Raw genomic sequence first — 20,330 nt, forward strand, 5'->3', positions numbered from 1 at the left:
TCAACAACACTGGTACCCCCGATGGGATTCGAACCCACGCTACCGCCGTGAGAGGGCGGCGTCCTAGGCCGCTAGACGACGGGGGCTAGAACTTTCTGCGTCGGCCAGCATAGCTCAGAGCGGAATGCTGACCAAAACAGTGTCAGTTGGCTGGGGTACCAGGACTCGAACCTAGAATGGCGGTACCAGAAACCGCTGTGTTGCCAATTACACCATACCCCAAAGTTCGCCCATCACCGCTGGTCACAGGCTGTTCCCGAGCTCAGTCGTTGCGGTTGCCACTGCTGCGCGCTGTTCTCGGGCCGACGAGCAGACTACCAAAGATTTCGGGCGCCGATTCTCACCCATCCGGTCAGAGGGGTCACCGCTGGGCCGCGTGGCTGCGCCCGGCCCGCAACCGGGCCAGACTGCGTTCCCGGCCGAGCAGTTGCAGCGACTCGAACAGCGGCGGGCTGATCGACGCGCCCGTGGCCGCCACCCGGATGGGGCCGAACGCCTTGCGCGGCTTGAGCTCCAGCCCCTCGATGAGCGACGTCTTCAACGCCGCCTCGATGTCCGCGGTGGTCCAGTTCTGCACGGCCTCGAGCGCAGCCACCGTCGCGTCGAGCACCGGCACCGCCTCGGCGCGCAACTCCTTGGCCGCGGACTTCTCGTCGAGCACGAAGGCGTCGTCGTTAAGGAACTTGAGTAGATCCCAGGCGTCGCCGAGAACGACGATGCGGGTCTGCACCAGCCTCGCCGCCTCCGCGAAGCCGGCGTCGTCCAAGCCGGTGTCGTGCCCGTGCGCGTCGAGATAACCGCGGAGTCGGGCCGTGAACTCCCGCTCCGAGAGCAGCCGGATGTGCTCGGCGTTGATCGCGTCGGCCTTCTTCTGGTCGAACCGCGCGGGATTGGAGTTCACGTTGCGGACGTCGAAGGCCGCCACCATCTCCGTGAGGCTGAACACGTCGTGGTCGTCGGCGATCCCCCACCCGAGTAGCGCCAGGTAGTTCAGCAGCCCCTCGGGGATGAACCCGCGATCCCGGTGCAGGAACAGGTTGGACTGCGGGTCGCGCTTGGACAGCTTCTTGTTCCCGTCGCCGAGAACGCTGGGCAGGTGGGCGAATTCCGGTACGCGCTGCGCCACCCCGATGCGCATGAGCGCCCGGTACAGCGCGATCTGGCGCGGCGTCGAGGGCATGATGTCCTCACCGCGTAGCACATGGGTGATCCGCATCATGGCGTCGTCGACGGGATTGACCAACGTGTACAACGGATCTCCGCTCGCTCGCGTGATCGCGAAGTCGGGCACGCTGCCCGCCGGAAAGCTGACCGGCCCGCGCACCAGGTCGTTCCAGCTGAGGTCCTCGTCGGGCATCCGCAGCCGCAACACCGGCCTGCGCCCCTCGGCGACGAAGAGGTTGCGCTGCTCGTCCGTGAGGTCGCGGTCGTAGTTGTCGTAGCCGAGTTTCGGGTTGCGGCCCGCCGCGACATGGCGCGCTTCGACCTCCTCCGGAGTGGAGTAGGCCGCGTACACCTCGCCGGCGTCGAGGAGGCGCGCGATGACGTCGCGGTAGATCTCACCGCGCTCGGACTGCCGGTAGGGAGCGTGCGGACCTCCTACCTCGGGGCCCTCGTCCCAGTCCAGGCCGAGCCAGCGCAGCGCGTCGAGAATGGCCGCGTAGCTCTCCGCACTGTCGCGTGCGGCGTCGGTGTCCTCGATACGGAAGACGAACGTACCGCCGGTGTGTCGGGCGTACGCCCAGTTGAACAGCGCGGTGCGAACCAGTCCGACGTGCGGCGTGCCGGTGGGCGACGGGCAGAACCTGACTCGGACGGGATCCTCGCCGAACGTCTCTGTGGTCATCACTTCCCCTTGCGCACAACGGGATTGGTCAACGTGCCAATACCCTCGACGGTGATGCTGACCGTATCGCCGTCCTCGATCGGACCGACGCCCTCCGGCGTCCCCGTCAGGATGAGGTCACCCGGCAGCAGCGTCATGACCGCCGAGGCCCACTCCACGATGGCACCGATGTCGTGGATCATCAACGAGGTTCGGCTCAGTTGGCGCACCTGCCCGTTCACCTCGGTGCGCAACTCGAGATCGGAGGGGTCCACCGTCGTGTCGATCCACGGGCCGACCGGACAGAAGGTGTCGTGCCCCTTGGCGCGCATCCACTGCCCGTCCTTCTTCTGCTGATCGCGGGCCGAGACGTCGTTGGCGATCGTGTAGCCCAGGATGTTCTCGGCCGCGCGCGAGGCGGGCACGTCCTTGCACGGCCTGCCGATCACGATGGCCAGCTCGCCCTCGTGGTGCACCGGGTGCGCGTCGGCGGGCAGTTGGATCGCGACGTTGGGTCCGATGATCGCGGTGTTGGGCTTGAGGAAGATCACCGGATCCTCGGGTGCGACTCCGCCCATCTCCTCGGCGTGGGCGGCGTAGTTCTTGCCCATGCAGATGACCTTGCTGGCGAGGATGGGGGCCAGCAGCCGCACATCGGCGAGCGGCCACGATCGGCCGGTGAACTCCGGCGTCCCGAAGGGGTGCTCGGAGATCTCGCGGACGATGGCCGCGTCCCCCTCGCCTTCCACGGACACGAACGCGACACCATCTGGGCTGGCGATACGACCTAAACGCATGCCATCACCCTAGTTGGCGCGCCGCGGGCGAACGCACCGGGTCCGATGGAATCGTTTCCTATATATTGAGATTCTGGTTCAACATCATGGGATGCGCGTGGGACGATGGCGGCATGAGCACGCAGTCCATCGGCACCGCGCGGCGCTGGTCGATGTTGGTGATCGCCCTGACGTCGACCTTGTGCGCCAACGTCTTCATCAACGGAGTCGCATTCCTGATCCCGACTCTGCACTCCGACCTCGGTCTCGATCTGGCCGAGGCCGGCCTGATGTCGTCGCTTCCCAGCTTCGGCATGGTGGTCACACTCATCGCGTGGGGATGGGTGGTCGATCGCTTCGGCGAGCGCTTCGTGCTGACGATCGGGTCGGCGCTCACCGCCGCGGCGGCGTTCGCCGCCGCCTCGGTCGACTCGCTGTTCAGCGTCGGCGTGTTCCTGTTCCTGGGCGGGATGGCCGCCGCGAGCAGTAACTCGGCCAGCGGTCGACTGGTCGTCGGGTGGTTCCCACCGCATCAGCGGGGCCTGACGATGGGGATCAGGCAGACCGCGCAACCGCTGGGAGTCGGCCTGGGGGCGTTGGTGATTCCGCGCTTGGCCGAGCACGGCGGGGTGTCCGCGGCACTGCTGTTCCCCGCCGTGGTGTGCGCGGTCGCCGCGGTGCTCAGCGTTCTCGGGGTGCAGGACCCGCCGAGGCCGCCGCGGACGGAAGCGCCGGCCGAGGACCTGGCCAACCCCTACCGCGGCGACTCGACCCTGTGGCGAATCCACGCGGTGTCGGTACTGCTGGTCGTTCCGCAGTGCGTGGTCTGGACGTTCACGCTGGTCTGGCTGATGACCGACCGTGGGTGGTCGGCGGCGTCGGCCGGTGCCCTGGTCACCGGTGCGCAGGTGCTGGGTGCCGCAGGCCGGATCGCGGCGGGCCGGTGGTCCGACCGGGTCGGCTCGCGGCTGCGTCCGGTCCGCACGATCGCGGTAGCGGCAGCGCTGTCGATGGCTCTGCTCGCGATCACCGACGCGTTCGGCTCGCCGCTGAGCATCGCATTGATCGTGGTGGCTTCCGTTGTCACCGTGACGGATAACGGATTGGCGTTCACCGCGATCGCCGAGATCGCGGGCCCGTTCTGGAGCGGGCGCGCCCTGGGCACCCAGAACACCAGCCAGTTGTTCACCGCCGGAATCGTGCCGCCGATGTTCGGTGCGCTGATCGCGACCGCCGGCTACCCGGTGGCGTTCGCGATCTGCGCGATCATGCCGCTGATCGCGCTTCCCCTGGTGCCGGTGCACGCCGATCCGATGGAGAACGCGTAGCGGCATCTGCGAGCGTGCGTCTTTGTACGTGTTTGTCGGCGTGTCGCGTGCAAGAAGTGCACACTCGCGGATTCGTTAAAACTCTTCTGCCACTTGAGTTTCAGTATTCACATTGCGTGATTTCCTGTCGGTGGTAGCACGTATGTTCGAGTCATGGGATTGCCGTTGGCCGACGCGGTCGCCGCCTACAACACGGGTGTGGACGCGCTGCTGGCCGCCGACGTCGACACGCCGTCGCACCACGATCTCGTCGCCGCGTTCGCCGCGATCGAGACCGGATCGCGTCGGGTTCCGATGGCCGGGTACGCGATCGTGGCCCGACTGGATCGCGAGGCCGACGCCCGCGCGCTGGGGGCCACCTCGCTGTGGCAGTTACTGAAACTGCGAACCCGGATGAGCAAGGGACAGGCGGTCACACGGATCGCTCGTGCCCGCGCCCTGATCGGATCGCGCACGATGCAGGGTGAGGTGTTGGCACCCGAATGGGAGCACACCGCCGCTGCACTGTCCCGTGGGACGATCGGCGACGAACACGTCGAGGTGATCCGCAAGTTCTTCACCGCCCTGCCGTCGCGGGTCGATCCGCTCACCCGTGCCCAGGCCGAACAGACACTGGCCGAAGTCGCAACCCGGCTGGATCCGAGCGGGTTGACGACCGCTGCGATACACCTGCTGGCGCTATTGCACCCGGACGGGGAGGCGCCCGTTGAAGAGGTGGCCCGCAAGGTCGGGCTCACTCTCGGTAACCAGCAACCCGACGGCACCAGCTACCTGTCGGGGTGGATTTCGCCGAAGCTTCGGGCGCTGATCGAACCGGTCGCCGCCAAGTTCGCCGAACGCAACCGCCACAGCACGCCCGACGACGAGACCGTCGAGGACCGAACACTCGTCGACCAGGAGTCCGCGCCGGCGACCGCGTCCACCGATGAAGTTGCCGCCGAGGACAATCCGTTCTCAGCGCATCCCGACGATCCCCCGCTGCCACGACCCGAACCCGTCCTCGACCACCAGTGGCGCACCAAATCGCAACATCTCCACGACGCCGTCGGAGCCGCGTTCGATCTGCTGCTGCGCTCGGGCACCCTCGGCCGGCTCAACGGATTGCCGACCACCGTCGTGGTGACCACCACGTTGCAGGAACTGCTGCGCGGCGCCGGCTACGCCGTCACCGGCGGCGGATCACGCCTGCCCATGCGGGACCTGATCGCCCAGGCGGCCAACGCCTACCACTACCTCGCGGTGTTCGACGATCACACCGGCCAAGCGCTTTACCTCGGCCGCACGCAACGCTGTGCGACCGGAGCGCAGAAGTTGATGCTGTTCGGCCGCGAGCGCGGCTGCACCTGCCCTGGCTGCACCGTCGACTTCTATCGAGCCCAGGCCCACCACGGTGTCGCGGACTGGAAAAACGACGGCCAGACCAACATCGACGACCTGACCCTGGCCTGCACGCTGGGCAATCAGATGATCGAGGACACCGGCTGGGTCACGCGCAAAAGGCCCGATGGACGTTTCGAGTGGATCGACCCGGTCACCGGCAGAGCGCACCTCAACGAACTGCACCACCCCGAACGCCTCCTGACACCCGAAGAAGACGACGACCCTCCGTAGACCGTGCTGGCGTCTACTCACACCCGCGTTTCGCTCAATCCGAGAAGATCACAGTTAAGGCCGGAAGGTTTCGACGGGCGCCCAACCGGTGGGCTGCGGGGTTCGCGCCGGCATCCGTACCGTCGGGCAATTCGAACAAGCGGTGACCGGCTACGCCACCACGCTACGTTCGCCCAGTCCGTCGCTCGAGCACCACATCCCTCCAGCCGACACTCTCGATGAATTCCGCCCCGATGTGGTCGCTCCGCGGGCGGCGACACCTTAGAGTTCTCTCGCACGCCCGAGCACACGGAGGTAAGGACTATGCGGCGACTCATCGGGTCGATGTTGCTGGGCTTCGCGGCGGTCGCCACCGCAGCGGGGTGCTCGTTCTCCACCGGCGGCGTCACTGTCGCCAAAGACGACGTCGCCACGGAGATCTCCAACCAGTTGAAGCAGGAGGTCGGCCGCGCGCCCGAATCCGTCACCTGCCCGTCGGACCTCAAGGGTGAAGTCGGCGCGACGCTGCGCTGCGACCTTCAGGACGGCGGCGACACCTACGGGGTCACCGCGACGGTCACCAAGGTCGACGGCACAAACGTCAAGTTCGACATCAAGGTCGACGACGAGCCGTCCTAGGGGGACGAATGAATCGACGAATCAGCCTGGCGCTGATCAGCTTCGCGGCAGTCGTGGCGGCGGGGTGTTCGTTCTCGATCGGTGGCACCACCGTCGACAAACAGAGCCTGTCCGACGAGATCTCGAAGCAGCTCGCCGGTCAGTGGGATCGCGCGCCCGAGTCGGTAACGTGCCCAGGGGATCTGAAGGGCGAAGTCGGCCAGAAGGCCACCTGCGAGTTCACCGAGGACGGCGAGACCTACTCGGTCACCGCGACGGTGACAGAGGTCGACGGCAGCCAGGTTCTGTTCGACATCGAACCGGAGCTTCCGAAGACGATCGACGAACAGCAGATCGCCGAGAAGGTCTCGGCCCGGATAGAGGAGGACGCCGAGTTCACGCCGGAGTCCGTCAGCTGCGTCGAAGACGTCGACCGCAAGAAGGGCGTGACCACTCGATGTGAGTACGTCGATGCCGGTGTGTCCTATCCCGTGAACGTGACCATCACCGAGATCGACGGCATCGACTTCGAGGTCGGTGTCGATGGGATCCCGGTCGTTCCCGCCGAAGCTGTAGCGCAACAGGTCTCCGACCAGCTCGCGCAGCGGATCGGTGTCGCTCCCGAAACCGTCACGTGTCCTGGACCGCTCGAGGGTGTGGTCGGCACCGAGATGCGGTGTGCACTCATCGACAGCGGTGACACCTACGGCGTGACGGTGACCGTCACCAAGGTCAACGGCACCAACGTCAACTTCGACATCAAGGTCGACGACGAGCCGTCCTAGGCCTCCGCGGCAGCGCCAGCACCGCCGCCACCAGGAAGCACAGCGCACCGACGAATGTGCCGACGTCGGCGACGGATTCGTCGACGACTGCACCTGACATACGCACGAAGGCGGCCAACGCGCTGACGCCGAACGCCACGCAGCCGATCATGTTGACCCAATTCGCCCACCAGTCAACGGAGTTCGGCGGCCAGCGCTTGACCGCGGCGATGGCGAGGACGCCGCTGACCAGGAACGCCAGTGAGCCGACCGCGTCGGGTGTCCAGACCAGGCGCCGCTCGGTCAGCACTGCATGTGCCGTAACGGCGGCACCGGTGCTGACGTTGAACAGCACCGTACCCGCGAATTGCGTCGCCGCCGAGAACCATTGAACGGTGCCCTCCGGGCCGGAGCGCACCAGCTGAATCCACGCGGCGCTGGTGAAGAACCAGGAACCGATGAAGCACAGCAGATTCGCCGTGCCGGCACTCTCGACGGCTCCCGGCGCCGTCGCGACTGCGAAGAACGTCGAACCGATGGCGAAAAGCCAACACTGATGGGTGACGGTGACGGCATCGCGAAGGCGCATCCGCCACGGCCCGGCCACTACAGCAGGGCCGAGATCCGATCACCGACCTCGGCGGTGGACAGCGTCGCGTCGCCGCGGGTGGCCAGATGCTCGGCGACCGCCCTGTCGACGCGCGCGGCGGCGTCGTGCTCACCGACGTGCGCCAGCAGCAGTGCCACCGACATGACGGCGGCCGTCGGATCGGCGATCCCCCGGCCCGCGATGTCGGGTGCGCTGCCGTGCACGGGTTCGAACATCGAGGGATTCGTACGCGTGGCGTCGATGTTGCCGCTGGCCGCCAACCCGATTCCACCCGACACCGCTGCCGCGAGATCGGTGATGATGTCGCCGAACAGGTTGTCGGTGACGATCACGTCGAAACGTCCGGGGTCGGTGACCATGTGGATGGTCGCGGCGTCGATGTGCTGGTAGGCCACCTCGACGTCCGGGAACTCCGCGCCGACGGCCTCGACCACGCGGGCCCACAGCTTCCCGGCGAAACTCAGCACGTTCGTCTTGTGCACCAGGGTCAGGTGGTTGCGCCGCTGCGAGGCACGGGTGAACGCGTCGCGGACCACGCGCTCCACCCCGAATGCAGTGTTGAGGCTCACCTCGGTGGCGACCTCGTGCGGCGTGCCCGCGCGAATGGCGCCGCCGGTGCCGGTGTACGGCCCCTCGGTGCCCTCGCGCACGACGACGAAGTCGATCGCCGGGTTACCGGCCAGCGGACTGTCGACGCCGGGGTACAACTTCGACGGCCGCAGGTTCACGTGGTGGTCGAGCGCGAACCGCAGATTCAGCAGCAGGCCGCGCTCGAGCACACCGCTGGGCACCGATGGATCGCCGATGGCGCCCAACAGGATCGCGTCGTAGCCCCGCAGTTCGTCGACGATGCCGTCGGGCAGGGTCTCCCCCGTCGCGTGGTAGCGGCGGGCGCCCAGGTCGTACTCGGTGCGCTCGACCCCCGGCAGCACGACGTCGAGGATCTTCAGCGCCTGATCGATGACCTCGGGCCCGATGCCGTCGCCGGCGATGACAGCCAGTCTCATGCCAGATCCACCAATTCCAGTGTCACAGCGCCCACATCGGTGCCGATGGTGTCCAGGACGTCGGCGCCCACCGGTTGGTCCAGTCGCAGCATGATCGTGGCGCCCTCGCCATCGGCGTCCTGCGAGAGCTGCGCCGCCAGGATGTTGACGCCCGCCGTGCCCAGCAGCGTGCCGATCTTGCCGAGCGCGCCCGGCTGGTCGCCGTAGTTGATGATCAGGTTGACGCCCTCGGCGCGCAGGTCGAGGTTGCGGCCGTTGACCTGCACGACCTTCTGCACCTGCTGCGGGCCGGACAGCGTGCCCGCGACGTTCACGGTCGAGCCGTCGGCGGCGACGGCGCGCACGTCGACCACGCTGCGGTGGTTGGGGCTCTCCGTTTCGGTGGCGATGCTGGCCTCGACACCGCGTTCAGCGGCGAGCGAGGGAGCGTTGACGAACGTCACCTGGTCTTCGATGACCGCGGAGAACAGTCCGCGAAGAGCCGAAAGCCGCAGTATGTCAACCTCTTCGGAGGCCAGCTCGCCGCGCACCTGGACGCACAGATTGGTCGGCAGCTCAGTCGAGAGCGCCCCGACCAGCAGGCCGAGCTTGCGCACCAGGTCGAGCCACGGCGCGACCTCCTCGCCCACGACGCCGCCGCCGACGTTGACGGCGTCGGGGACGAACTCGCCCGCCAGCGCCAGCCGCACGCTGGCGGCGACATCGGTGCCCGCCCGGTCCTGCGCCTCGGCGGTCGACGCTCCGAGGTGCGGCGTCACCACGACCTGGGGCAGTTCGAACAGCGGGCTGTCGGTGCACGGTTCGGTGGAGAAGACGTCGAGGCCCGCGCCGCCCACGTGCCCGCTGCGGATCGCGTCGGCCAACGCGTGCTCGTCGATCAGGCCGCCGCGCGCGGCGTTGACGATGATGACGCCCGGCTTCGTCTTCGCGAGCGCTTCGGTGCCGATCAGGCCCGCCGTCTCCTTCGTCTTTGGCAGGTGGACCGAGATGAAGTCGGCGACGGTCAGCAGCTCGTCGAGCGTCAGCAGCTCGATACCCAACTGCGCGGCGCGCGCCTGCGACACGTAGGGGTCGTACGCCACGATGTGGGTGCCGAACGCGGCCAGCCGCTGTGCCACCAGCTGGCCGATCCGGCCCAGGCCCACGACGCCGACGATCTTGCCGAAGATCTCGGTGCCGTTGAACGACGACCGCTTCCAAGTGTGCTCGCGCAGCGTGGCGTCGGCGGCCGGAATCTGCCGCGCCGCGGCCAGCAGGAGGGCGATGGCGTGCTCGGCGGCGCTGTGGATGTTCGACGTCGGGGCGTTGACCACCAGGACGCCCCTGGCGGTGGCGGCGTCGACGTCGACGTTGTCCAGGCCCACGCCGGCGCGGGCGACGATCTTCAGCTTGGTCGCCGCGGCGAGCACCTCGGCGTCGACGGTCGTCGCCGATCGCACCAGCAGGGCGTCCGCTTCCGGCACCGCGGCCAGCAGCTTCTCACGATCAGGGCCGTCCACCCATCGGACGTCGACCTGGTCTCCCAGGGCGGCGACGGTCGATTCGGCGAGTTTGTCGGCGATCAAAACAACGGGCAGGCTCACGCGGTCAGCCTAATGGGCTGTAATAGCGACGTGAACGTCACCGTCGTCGGTAGCGGACCCAACGGCCTGAGCGCCGCTGTGATCCTGGCCAGGGCAGGGTTGTCCGTGCGGGTTGTGGAGGCCCAGTCGACGCCGGGCGGCGGTGCGCGCACCCTGCCCGACCCCGAGTTTCCCGGCGTCGGCCACGACATCTGCTCGGCGGTGCACCCACTGGCCCTGGCGTCGCCGTTCTTCGCCGCGTTCGACCTGCGGGCCCGCGGGGTGCAGCTGGCCGTACCGGAGATCGCGTACGGCAATCCCCTCGAGGACCGACCGGCCGCGATCGGTTACGTCGACATCGAGCGCACCTGCGCCGAACTCGACGACGGCGCCTCGTGGCGTCGCCTGCTGGGGCCGCTGGCCGCAGACGTCGACGGCGTCGTCGGGCTGCTGCTCGGCGACAAGCGCTCGATACCGCCGTCGATCCCCGCGGCGCTGCGGGTCGCGCCCCGCCTGCTGGAGCAGGGCACGCCGCTGTGGCGTTCGCTCTCCGGAGACGACGCCCGCGCACTGTTCACCGGCGTTGCCGCACATACGATCTCACGCATGCCGTCGCTGGTCGCATCGGGCGCCGGACTGATGCTGGCGACGCTCGGCCATGCGGTGGGATGGCCGATCCCGGTCGGCGGCTCGCAGGCGATCCCCGACGCCCTGATCGCCGATCTGCGAGCCCACGGCGGCGAACTCGTCGTCGGCGAGGAGGTCACCCGCCCACCCGAGGGCGTCGTGCTCTACGACGTCGCGCCGCCCGCGCTGCTGCGCATCTACGGCGACGCGGTGCCGGCGAGGTACGCGAAGACGCTGCGCGACTACCGGTTCGGCCCCGGCGTCGCCAAGGTCGATTTCGTGCTGTCAGGCGAGATCCCCTGGCGTGACTCACGTCTCGCGCAGGCCCCGACTCTGCACCTCGGTGGCACGCGCGCGCAGATGGCTCTGGCGGAGGCCGAGATCGCGGCGGGCAGGCACGCCCAGTGGCCGATGGTGCTGGCCGCGCTCCCCCACATCGCCGATCCCGGCCGCATCGACGACGCCGGCCGTCGCCCGCTGTGGACCTACGCGCACGTCCCCTCCGGATCGACCGTCGACATGGCCGAGGCCGTCACCGAGGTGTTCGAGCGTTTCGCCCCCGGTTTCCGCGACGTCGTGGTGGCGGTGCGCAGCGTGCCCGCCTCGCGACTCGCCGACCACAACGCCAACCTGGTCGGCGGCGACATCGGCGTGGGCGGCAACAACATGTTCAGCGCTCTCACGGGGCCCGCACTGCGCCTCAACCCGTGGACCACGCCGATCCCCAAGGCGTACCTGTGCTCGTCGGCCACCCCGCCCGGTGGCGGCGTGCACGGCATGGCCGGCTTCTACGCCGCGCGCACGGTGCTCAAACGGGAGTTCGGCATCAAGACGTTGCCGAACCTCGCCCCCTAGACGCGAATTCGGCGTGCTCGGTTGCGCTGATCGCAACCGAGCACGCCGAACTCTAGTGCTACGCGGTCTCGGTGATCGGGCGGTCGACCCAGCTCATCAGGTCGCGCAGCTTCTTGCCGGTGACCTCGATGGGGTGCTCGGCGTTCTGCTTGCGCAGGCCCTCGAGCTCCTTGTTGCCGCCCTCGACGTTGGCGACGAGACGCTTGACGAAGGTGCCGTCCTGAATGTCCTTGAGGATGCCGCGCATCCGCTCCTTGGTGCCCTCGTCGATGACGCGGGGACCGGAGATGTAGCCGCCGAACTCAGCGGTGTCGGACACCGAGTAGTTCATCCGGGCGATGCCACCCTCGTACATCAGGTCGACGATCAGCTTGAGCTCGTGCAACACCTCGAAGTAGGCCATCTCGGGGGCGTATCCCGCCTCGACCATGATGTCGAAGCCGGCCTTGACCAGTTCCTCGGTGCCGCCGCACAGCACGGCCTGCTCACCGAAGAGATCGGTCTCGGTCTCCTCCTTGAAGTCGGTCTTGATGACGCCCGCGCGGGTGCCGCCGATGCCCTTGGCGTACGACAGCGCGAGCGCCTCGCCCTCACCCTTGGGGTCCTGGTCGACCGCGATCAGGCACGGCACGCCCTTGCCGTCGACGAACTGACGACGCACCAGGTGGCCGGGGCCCTTCGGAGCGACCATGCCGATGGTGACGTTGGCGGGCGGCTTGATCAGGCCGAAGTGGATGTTCAGGCCGTGGCCGAAGAACAGCGCGTTGCCGTCCTCCAGGTGGGGCTCGATCTCGTTCTTGAAGATCTCCGCCTGCGCGGTGTCGGGCGCCAGCAGCATGATGACGTCGGCCCACTTGGCGACCTCGGCCGGGGTGTCGACGCCCAGGCCCTGCTCCTCGACCTTGTCGCGGCTCTTCGAGCCCTCGCGCAGACCGACCTTCACCTCGACGCCGGAGTCGCGCAGGCTCAGCGAGTGCGCGTGTCCCTGGCTGCCGTACCCGATGACGCCGACCTTGCGGCCCTGGATGATCGACAGGTCTGCATCGTCGTCGTAGTACATCTCAACTGCCACTTGCTTCTTCCTTCTCTCTCTTCTGGGTCTGCAGGGTCACTTCGAGCTGACGATGCCGCGGGGACCGCGGGCCAGCGTCACCATGCCGGACTGGGCGATCTCGCGAATGCCGTACGGCTCCAACAGATTCAACAGTGCCGTCAGCTTGCCGGGCGTACCGGTGGCCTCCACGACCAGCGACTCCGCCGACACGTCAACGACCTTGGCGCGGAACAGGTTGACGGCTTCGATGATCTGGCCGCGCGTCGCCGCGTCGGCCCGCACCTTGATCAGCGCGAGCTCACGGGAGACCGAGTTGTCCTCGTCCTGCTCGACGATCTTGATGACGTTGATCAGCTTGTTGAGCTGCTTGGTGATCTGCTCGAGCGGGAAGTCCTCGACGGCGACGACGATCGTCATGCGGGAGAGGTGCTTCTGCTCGGTGGCGCCGACGGCCAGCGACTGGATGTTGAAGCCGCGCCGCGAGAACAGGGACGCCACGCGGGCCAGGACACCGGGCTTGTCCTCGACGAGCACCGACAGGGTGTGAGTCGTGGTGGTCATGCGTGTCCCTCGTTGCCCTGGTCGTCGAACAGCGGCCGGATTCCGCGGGCCGCCTGGATCTCGTCGTTGCTCATGCCTGCCGCCACCATCGGCCACACCTGCGCGTCCGCGCCCACGATGAAGTCGATCACCACCGGACGGTCGTTGATCGCGCGCGCCTGATTGATGACGTCCTCGACGTCTTCTGCACGCTCACAACGCAATCCGACGCAGCCGAGCGCCTCGGCCAACTTCAGGAAATCGGGGATGCGGTGACTGTGGGTGGACAGGTCCGTCTGGCTGTAGCGCTCCCCGTAGAAGAGCGTCTGCCACTGCCGAACCATCCCCAGGTTGCCGTTGTTGATCAGCGCGACCTTGATCGGCGCACCCTCGACCGCACAGGTGGCGAGTTCCTGGTTGGTCATCTGGAAGCAGCCGTCACCGTCGATCGCCCACACCTCGGCCTCGGGCCTGCCGAACTTCGCCCCCATCGCGGCGGGGACCGCGTATCCCATGGTGCCCAGGCCGCCGGAGTTCAGCCACGTCTTGGGGTTCTCGTACTTGATGAACTGCGCCGCCCACATCTGGTGCTGCCCGACGCCGGCCACGTACACCGCGTCCGGACCGGCGATCTGGCCCAGCTTCTCGATGACGAACTCCGGGCTCAGGCTGCCGTCGCTCTGCGGGCCGTAACTCAGCGGGTAGGTCTCCCTCACGTTGCTGAGGTACTTCCACCACTCGTCCAGATCCAGGTTCGCGGCGGTGGTGCCGTCCTTGCGCAGCGCCTCCAGCAGATCGGTGATGACGTTCTTCACGTCACCCACGATCGGCACGTCGGCGTTGCGGTTCTTGCCGATCTCCGCGGGGTCGATGTCGGCGTGAATCACCTTGGCCTCGGGGGCGAACGACGACAGCTGGCCCGTCACGCGGTCGTCGAAGCGGGTGCCGAGTGCGATCAGCAGGTCGCTCTTCTGCAGTGCGGCCACCGCGGCGACGGTGCCGTGCATGCCGGGCATGCCGAGGTTCTGCGGGTGGCTGTCCGGGAAGGCGCCGCGGGCCATCAGCGTGGTGACGACGGGGATGCCCGTCAGCTCGGCGAGGTCGAGCAACTCGGCGCTGGCCTCACCGCGGATGATGCCGCCGCCGACGTAGAGCACCGGCTTGCGCGCCGCGGCAATGAGTTTGGCCGCCTCCCGCACCTGCCTGCTGTGCGGCTTGGTGTTCGGCTTGTAGCCGGGCAGGTCGATCTGCGGCGGCCAGCTGAAGGTGCACTGGGCCTGCAGGACGTCCTTCGGGATGTCGACGAGCACGGCACCCGGTCGCCCGCTGCGCGCGATGTGGAACGCCTCGGCCATCACCTGGGCGATCTCGTCACCGTTGCGAACCAGGAAGTTGTGCTTGGTGATCGGCATCGTGATGCCGGAGATGTCGGCCTCCTGGAAGGCATCGGTGCCGATGAGGGCGCGACCGACCTGGCCGGTGATGGCGACGACGGGGATGGAGTCCATCTGGGCGTCGGCGAGCGGCGTCACCAGGTTGGTGGCGCCGGGGCCCGACGTCGCCATCATCACGCCGACCTTGCCGGTCGCGTGGGCGTACCCACTGGCGGCGTGCCCGGCGCCCTGCTCGTGCCTGACGAGCACGTGGCGCAGCTTCACCGAATCGAACAGCGGATCGTAGACGGGCAGCACGGCACCGCCGGGGATGCCGAAGATCACGTCGACGTCGAGTTCCTCGAGCGCGCGGATGACCGCCTGTGCGCCGGTGAGCTGATGCGGCGCAACGGTTCTGGGCTGCACGCTCGGCGCCTTCGCGCTAGCGGCGCCTGCGGACGTTCCGTTGGCACGCTGCGCCGGCTGGGGTGGTCGCGTGGTGGGTGCGCTCACGATCTCTGTCCTGTCTGTGTTCGTTCGGTCGGTCTCGATGTAGTGGTGATCCAAGGCAACAAAAAACCCCCGTCAGCGTCTGCTGCACGAGGGTTGCGCGTCGATGCTCGTAGGCTCAGGCCTGGTTACGCACCAACGCGCCAACCGAGTACTACGAGAATTCGAGCGGTCTGCATAGCTGTCGACGGTAGCCTCAGCACAGGTCAAAGGTCAAATTCCGTTAGGCGATGCGAAGATGGCCGAGTGAGCACGCCCGCGACTGAGCCCCTGAGACCCGTCGTCATCAAGATCTCCCCAATGGCGCATTTCGCAGCCGGGTTCCTGTTCCTCGGCCTGCTCGCGGTGGTGTTCGCCGCCCCCGGCTGGTTCGCTCCGCTGCTGGTCCTGCCCGTGCTGGCATCGGTGGCGATCGTCCGTTACCGCACGACCGCCGACCGCGACGGCTTCACCGCGCGCACGCTCATCGGCAGTACATCGGCCGCCTGGGAGGACGTCGACGGCCTGAAGTTCGACCGCAGCTCGTGGGCGCTGGCAGTCCTCAAGGACGGCGCCGAGGTGCGGTTGCCCGCCGTGACGTTCGCGACGCTGCCCACGCTGACGGCGGTGACGGCCGGCGTCGTGCCCAATCCCTATGCCGTCAAGCCGGACACCGAAACGCAACCGGACGGCGATTAGGCGAGCGGGTTGGCGCCGTTGAGGAACACCCACACGGCCACACCGGCGGCGATGCCGAGAACCAGGGCGGCGATCGATCCGATGAACGGCCGGCGCGCCCACCCGCGGCCCGCGTCGAAGCCGTAGCGGCCGGGCCCGCTGAGAACCAGCGCGACCGCCACCACGAGCAGCACGACCTCGTACTCGTGCCCGTCGGGCAGGAAGAACGGAAAGTAGCCCGCATCCGGCTGCGCGGCGACAGCGGCCAGCAGCGCGTTGATCAGGTATCCGACGGCGGCTGCCGCGGCCACCGGGGTGAACAGCCCGAGCACCAGCAGCACGCCCGCGCCGATCTGCACTCCGATCCCGGCGTAGCTCAGGATCGTCGCGTGCTGGAAGCCGAGGTCGACCAGCGACTCCCGGAAGCCGCTGAGCCCCGAACCGCCCCACCAGCCGAACGCGGTGTGCAGGCCGTGGGCGATCAGCAGGGCGCCGAGCCCGACGCGCAACAGCATCAGCCCCAAGTCCTGCGTGCCGCGGCGCGCGTCGCCCGACCGCGCGTCCAGCTCGTCGGGTTCGATCTCGGTCGGTTCGGCGGCGGATGCGGAATGCCGGCCGGCCGGTTGCACGTAGGGCAGCGGCTCCGGATCGCCGAGCAGGGGGAAGCCACCGGAGTGCTCACCGGACGTCGAGTCGTAGCGCGGGATCGCCGTCGTTTCGAAGTCGCCCGCGTACGTCGACGAGGGTAGGTCGTCCTCGGGGTCGACCAGGTGCGCCGACGAGGACCGCGCGGCGAGCTCGTCCTCAGGACGTTTCCACGCGCGCGGGTCGTGAGAGGTACTGGTCATGAAAGCCAGCGTAAGTGCTATTCACCTGCGAATCGCGGATTGGCGCGGCCCCATTCGACCCGTATCCGTACCGTGACACTCCCCGGTCGCCATGCTCCTGCCCACCGTGACACTCCCCGGTCGCTGCGCTCCTTCCCACCGTGACACTCCCCGGTACGTGGCGGACCCCACCCATCGATCCGTAACCTGGCCTGCATGAGACTGCGCCCCTCGACGCTCGGAGCCGCGGTGCTGTGCGTTGCACTCCTCGGATCGGGCTGCGCGCGCTTCGACGAAGCGCAGTCCGAGCCGTTCACGACAGCGCCCGAGATCGCGATGGAGCCCAGCTCCAAGCCCAAGCCGCCGCCACCCCTGCCCGGCCGCCCCTTCCCGAAGGAGTGCCCCGCGCCGAACGTCATGCAGGGCTGCCTCGACAGCACCAGCGGGTTGATCATGGGCTCCGACAGCAAGACCGCCCTGGTCGCCGAACGCCAGACCGGCGCGGTGAAGGAGATCTCGCTGAGCGCGGAACCCAAGGTCAAGGTCGTCATCCCGGTCGACGCGGCCGGTGACGGCGGGCTGATGGACATCGTGCTGTCGCCCACCTACAGCCAGGACCGGCTGATGTTCGCCTACGTCAGCACGCCGACCGACAACCGCGTCATCCGCATCGCCGACGGCGACGTGCCCAAGCCGATCCTGACCGGCATTCCGAAGGGGCCGACCGGGAACATGGGCGCCCTGGTGTTCACCAGCCCGACGACGCTCATGGTGCTCACCGGCGACGCGGGCAACCCCGCCCAGGCCGGTGACCCGGGCTCGCTGGCGGGCAAGCTGCTGCGGATCGAGCAGCCGACGACGGTCAACCAGGCACCCCCGACCACGGCGCTGTCCGGCATCGGTTCGGCGGGCGGGCTGTGCGTCGACGGTGCCGACGGATCGCTGTACGTCACCGATCGGACCCCGACGGGTGACCGCCTGCAGCGCATCACCAAGGACTCGACGGTGTCGACGGTGTGGTCGTGGCCCGACAAACCCGGTATCGCGGGCTGCGCCGCGCAGGAGGGCACCGTCCTGGTGAACCTCGTCAACACCAAGCAGACCGTGGCCGTGCGTCTGGCGCCGGACACCGGCGCGGTCACCGGCGATCCCGAGGTGCTCCGGCAGGACGAGCACGGCCACGTGTGGGCGCTGCAGTTCTCCCCCGACGGCAACGTGTGGGGCGCGACGGTGAACAAGACCGTCGGCGACGCCGCCCAACTCGACGACGTCGTGTTCCCGCTGTTCCCGAGCGGTGGGTTCCCGCGGGCCAACGACGACAAGATGTAGGCGACGCACCCGTCGTGTCCTGTCAGCCCGACTTCGCCCGACTGTCCGGCGAACTCGGTTTCGCCTGCGACGGTGCCCGGTCGTTCGTGACCGTGCGCAATCCCCTCGCGCTCGCCAACTGGACGCTGCCCGTCGTGGAAGCGTTGATGGTGCTCGGTGCGGTGCTGGCGCTGTGGCTCGCGATTCGCCGACTGCGCCGCGACGGTGACCCGACGACGCTCACGCTGTGGATCGCATCGATCGTCTACCTGCTGATCATCGAGGCGCCGCAACTGGGAACCGTGTTCGCGCACAACGTGTTCACGATCGACCTCGCGTACGACCGGTTGCCGCTGTACATCGTCGCGGTGTACCCCGCGACGATCACGCTCGCATTCGACATCGTGCGATCCGTGGGCGTGTTCGAACGCCGTGGCGCGCTCGTCGGCGCGGTGTGCGTGGGATTCGTCAACGCGTGCTTCTACGAGGTGTTCGATCACCTTGGGCCGCAACAACAGTGGTGGGCGTGGAACACCGACAGCGAACTCAACCACCCGATGATGAACTCGGTGCCGCTGACCAGCACCGTGCTCTTCGCGATGCTGGGCCCCGCGGCGCTGGCGTTCGTCGGCTACGTACTCGTCGGTGGACCGGCGGCACGCGGCCGGCGGTTCGGGCCCTGGGCGGTGACCTGGCGCACCGTGCTGATCGGGGCGCTGGTTCCGGTGGCGATGGTGGCGCTGAGTCTGCCCGTCTCGATCTTCGAGAGCCGTGACGTCGTTCAAGCCCTGGTGCTCGGCATCGAAATCGTGGTGTTCGCCGTTGTTTCCGTCCCGGTGTTGTTCCAGCAGTGGCGGCGCACCCGGCACGAAGGCGGTACCGAGTATCCGAGCACTTACGTGCGGTTCTACGGCGCACTGTATCTCGCGGTGTTCGCCGTCCTGTGGATCAGTGCGCTGCCCGAGTTCGCCGGCGCGATCGACGGGATCACCAGCACCGGCACGCCGACGGGCAACTTCGGTTACGTCGCGGCGTGTTTCACCGCGGCTTTGGCGTGTGTCGTCGGGGTGAGCACCATCGGCAGACACGAGCCCGCGGGTGTGACGGTGCGCTAGCCCGGTCCCGGCCCCGGCCCCGGACCGGGTAGCCGCAGCATGAGCCGGGTGCCGCCCAGCGGGCTGACCTCGAGCGCGGCTGTGCCACCGTGGATCTCGGCCTGCTGGGCGACCAGGGCGAGGCCGAGACCCGAACCCGAGCGCGACGCCGTCGTTCCGCGGTGGAAGCGCTCGAACACCGCGGCGCGCTCCTCGGCGGGCACCCCCGAGCCGTCGTCGTCGATCGCGATCTCGACACCGGCGGCCGAGCTCACGACGCTGAGCCGAACCTGCGTCGCACCACCGTGTTTCACGGCGTTGGCGATCGCGTTGTCGACTACCAGGCGCAGCCCGGCGGGCATCCCGAGCATCAGGACGGTCGTCGACGACCCCATCGAGACGTCCAGGTCGGGGTAGTTGTGCACGGCGTCGTGCGCGGCACGGTCGAGCAGTTCGACGACGTCGACGGGCACGAAGTCGTCGACGGTGGTCAACTCCCCCTGCGCGAGTCGCTCGAGCGCCCCGAGCGTCGCTTCGATCCTGCCCTCGGTCCGCATGACGTCGGCGATGACCTCCTTGCGCTGCTCGGCCGTCATGTCCAGGGTGGCGAGGACCTCGAGGTTGGTCCGCATCGCGGTCAGCGGGGTGCGCAGTTCGTGGGAGGCGACCGCGGCGAAGTCGCGCGCCGATTCCAGTGCCGCACGGGTGCGTTGCTGTTCGTCGCCGATGCGGCCGAGCATGCCCTCGACGGCTTCGGATATCTCGACGGCCTCCCACACCCCGCGCACCTGGACCTCGTCCGGGTTGGACTGCGCGTTGATGGCGCGTGCCTGTTTGGCCAACAACCGGAACGGATTCACCATGACCAGGGCGATGACCCACCCGACGAGGAGCGTGCCGAGGATGACGCTGCTGCAGATCCAGAACACCCGCCAGTGCAGCGAGTCGATGCGCGCCTGAGTGTCCGCGAGTGGAGCGCCGAGTGCGACGAACGCGCTTCCGGTGTTGATGGTGCGGACCCGGTACTCCACGCCGTTGATCTCGGCGTCGGAGTATCCCGTGCCGAGTTCGGGCAGGACGATGTCGGACGGAATCGACACGGTCGTATTGCCGATGCGTGCCGTGCGCACCAGCCCGCCCTCGGTGGGTTCGGGGCCGACGCCGTCCTGCGCACTGCGCAGCAGGGTGTTGACGTCACCGAGGCTCGACAGTGAGTCGAGCCTGCGGTCCAACTGGTCGTACTGGTCGTTGGTCACGCCGACCCACACCCACACACCCAGTGTCAGAACGAGAATGATGACGCCCAGCTGGGAGATGATGACGATCGACCGCAACGACAGCAGGCGCAGCGGCTGCCGTAGCAGGCGGTACGCGATGTCCTGGGGCGACTTCATCGGAGGATCAG

The 20,330-nt window shown here is 68.0% G+C and carries 18 protein-coding genes and 2 tRNA genes; 8 read left to right on the plus strand and 12 right to left on the minus strand.

Annotated elements, in window-relative coordinates; all coding sequences use genetic code 11:
- Positions 1-10 precede the first annotated feature (10 nt).
- The 4 genes from NM203_RS19275 to NM203_RS19290 form a co-directional block, all read right to left on the minus strand.
- Positions 11-86, minus strand: a tRNA-Glu gene (locus NM203_RS19275).
- A 61-nt stretch (positions 87-147) separates the two neighbouring features.
- Positions 148-222 (minus strand) — tRNA-Gln (locus NM203_RS19280).
- Positions 223-361: 139 nt separating this feature from the next.
- A complete protein-coding gene (gene gltX / locus NM203_RS19285; protein WP_255061818.1) occupies positions 362-1,846 on the minus strand; it encodes a glutamate--tRNA ligase in 1,485 nt (494 codons plus the stop codon).
- Positions 1,846-2,622: a fumarylacetoacetate hydrolase family protein gene (locus NM203_RS19290; RefSeq protein ID WP_255061819.1), complete on the minus strand. Its 777-nt coding sequence runs from the start codon at positions 2,620-2,622 to the stop codon at positions 1,846-1,848. Before NM203_RS19290 ends, gltX begins: the two co-directional genes overlap by 1 nt.
- A 113-nt stretch (positions 2,623-2,735) precedes the next feature.
- On the opposite strand from NM203_RS19290, the gene NM203_RS19295 reads away from it, so the two are divergent.
- The 4 genes from NM203_RS19295 (at position 2,736) to NM203_RS19310 (ending at position 6,922) form a co-directional block, all read left to right on the plus strand.
- Positions 2,736-3,929 (plus strand): MFS transporter, encoded by a 1,194-nt coding sequence (locus NM203_RS19295; protein ID WP_255061821.1) that lies wholly within the window; start codon positions 2,736-2,738, stop codon positions 3,927-3,929.
- 153 nt (positions 3,930-4,082) lie between these two features.
- A complete protein-coding gene (locus NM203_RS19300) occupies positions 4,083-5,540 on the plus strand; it encodes an HNH endonuclease signature motif containing protein (protein ID WP_255061822.1) in 1,458 nt (485 codons plus the stop codon).
- 303 nt (positions 5,541-5,843) lie between these two features.
- On the plus strand, positions 5,844-6,158 hold the full coding sequence (locus NM203_RS19305; protein ID WP_255061823.1) for a DUF4333 domain-containing protein: 315 nt from the start codon (positions 5,844-5,846) through the stop codon (positions 6,156-6,158).
- An 8-nt stretch (positions 6,159-6,166) separates the two neighbouring features.
- On the plus strand, positions 6,167-6,922 hold the full coding sequence (locus NM203_RS19310) for a DUF4333 domain-containing protein (RefSeq protein ID WP_255061824.1): 756 nt from the start codon (positions 6,167-6,169) through the stop codon (positions 6,920-6,922).
- On the opposite strand, the gene NM203_RS19315 is transcribed toward NM203_RS19310, so the two are convergent.
- From NM203_RS19315 to serA, 3 genes are read right to left on the minus strand one after another with little or no spacing between them, the layout of a single operon-like run.
- Complete coding sequence (locus NM203_RS19315) at positions 6,897-7,490, minus strand: hypothetical protein (protein WP_255061825.1); 594 nt, start codon at positions 7,488-7,490, stop codon at positions 6,897-6,899. The two genes, NM203_RS19310 and NM203_RS19315, sit on opposite strands and share 26 nt — an antisense overlap.
- 17 nt (positions 7,491-7,507) lie before the next feature.
- Complete coding sequence (locus tag NM203_RS19320; protein ID WP_255061833.1) at positions 7,508-8,518, minus strand: 3-isopropylmalate dehydrogenase; 1,011 nt, start codon at positions 8,516-8,518, stop codon at positions 7,508-7,510.
- A complete protein-coding gene (serA, locus tag NM203_RS19325; RefSeq protein ID WP_255061834.1) occupies positions 8,515-10,101 on the minus strand; it encodes a phosphoglycerate dehydrogenase in 1,587 nt (528 codons plus the stop codon). Before serA ends, NM203_RS19320 begins: the two co-directional genes overlap by 4 nt.
- Positions 10,102-10,131: 30 nt before the next feature.
- On the opposite strand from serA, the gene NM203_RS19330 reads away from it, so the two are divergent.
- Positions 10,132-11,562 (plus strand): phytoene desaturase family protein, encoded by a 1,431-nt coding sequence (locus tag NM203_RS19330; RefSeq protein WP_255061836.1) that lies wholly within the window; start codon positions 10,132-10,134, stop codon positions 11,560-11,562.
- 58 nt (positions 11,563-11,620) lie between these two features.
- Here NM203_RS19330 and ilvC read toward each other — a convergent pair whose 3' ends face one another.
- Genes ilvC through NM203_RS19345 form a run of 3 tightly spaced genes read right to left on the minus strand, consistent with a single transcriptional unit; the run spans position 11,621 to position 15,042 of the window.
- Positions 11,621-12,622: a ketol-acid reductoisomerase gene (ilvC, locus tag NM203_RS19335; RefSeq protein WP_255062267.1), complete on the minus strand. Its 1,002-nt coding sequence runs from the start codon at positions 12,620-12,622 to the stop codon at positions 11,621-11,623.
- 48 nt (positions 12,623-12,670) lie between these two features.
- On the minus strand, positions 12,671-13,177 hold the full coding sequence (gene ilvN / locus NM203_RS19340; RefSeq protein ID WP_255061841.1) for an acetolactate synthase small subunit: 507 nt from the start codon (positions 13,175-13,177) through the stop codon (positions 12,671-12,673).
- On the minus strand, positions 13,174-15,042 hold the full coding sequence (locus tag NM203_RS19345; RefSeq protein ID WP_255061844.1) for an acetolactate synthase large subunit: 1,869 nt from the start codon (positions 15,040-15,042) through the stop codon (positions 13,174-13,176). Before NM203_RS19345 ends, ilvN begins: the two co-directional genes overlap by 4 nt.
- Positions 15,043-15,339: 297 nt before the next feature.
- Here NM203_RS19345 and NM203_RS19350 point away from each other — a divergent pair, with 297 nt between their 5' ends.
- The gene (locus NM203_RS19350) at positions 15,340-15,717 is read left to right on the plus strand and encodes a PH domain-containing protein (RefSeq protein WP_255062268.1); all 378 of its coding nucleotides are present in this window, start codon (positions 15,340-15,342) and stop codon (positions 15,715-15,717) included.
- On the opposite strand, the gene NM203_RS19355 is transcribed toward NM203_RS19350, so the two are convergent.
- On the minus strand, positions 15,714-16,544 hold the full coding sequence (locus tag NM203_RS19355; protein ID WP_255061845.1) for a DoxX family protein: 831 nt from the start codon (positions 16,542-16,544) through the stop codon (positions 15,714-15,716). The two genes, NM203_RS19350 and NM203_RS19355, sit on opposite strands and share 4 nt — an antisense overlap.
- Before the next feature lie 195 nt (positions 16,545-16,739).
- Here NM203_RS19355 and NM203_RS19360 point away from each other — a divergent pair, with 195 nt between their 5' ends.
- Together NM203_RS19360 and NM203_RS19365 are read left to right on the plus strand one after the other, a co-directional pair.
- Entirely contained in the window at positions 16,740-17,852 is a 1,113-nt protein-coding gene (locus NM203_RS19360; protein WP_255061846.1) for a PQQ-dependent sugar dehydrogenase, read from the plus strand.
- A 14-nt stretch (positions 17,853-17,866) separates the two neighbouring features.
- On the plus strand, positions 17,867-18,946 hold the full coding sequence (locus NM203_RS19365; protein WP_255061847.1) for a cytochrome c-type biogenesis protein: 1,080 nt from the start codon (positions 17,867-17,869) through the stop codon (positions 18,944-18,946).
- Here the strand turns inward: NM203_RS19365 and NM203_RS19370 are convergent.
- Positions 18,943-20,319 (minus strand): sensor histidine kinase, encoded by a 1,377-nt coding sequence (locus NM203_RS19370; RefSeq protein ID WP_255061848.1) that lies wholly within the window; start codon positions 20,317-20,319, stop codon positions 18,943-18,945. The genes NM203_RS19365 and NM203_RS19370 overlap by 4 nt on opposite strands.
- Between the last annotated feature and the right edge of the window lie 11 nt (positions 20,320-20,330).

The organism is Mycolicibacterium arenosum, from assembly GCF_024320865.1.
Lineage (GTDB): Bacteria > Actinomycetota > Actinomycetes > Mycobacteriales > Mycobacteriaceae > Mycobacterium > Mycobacterium arenosum.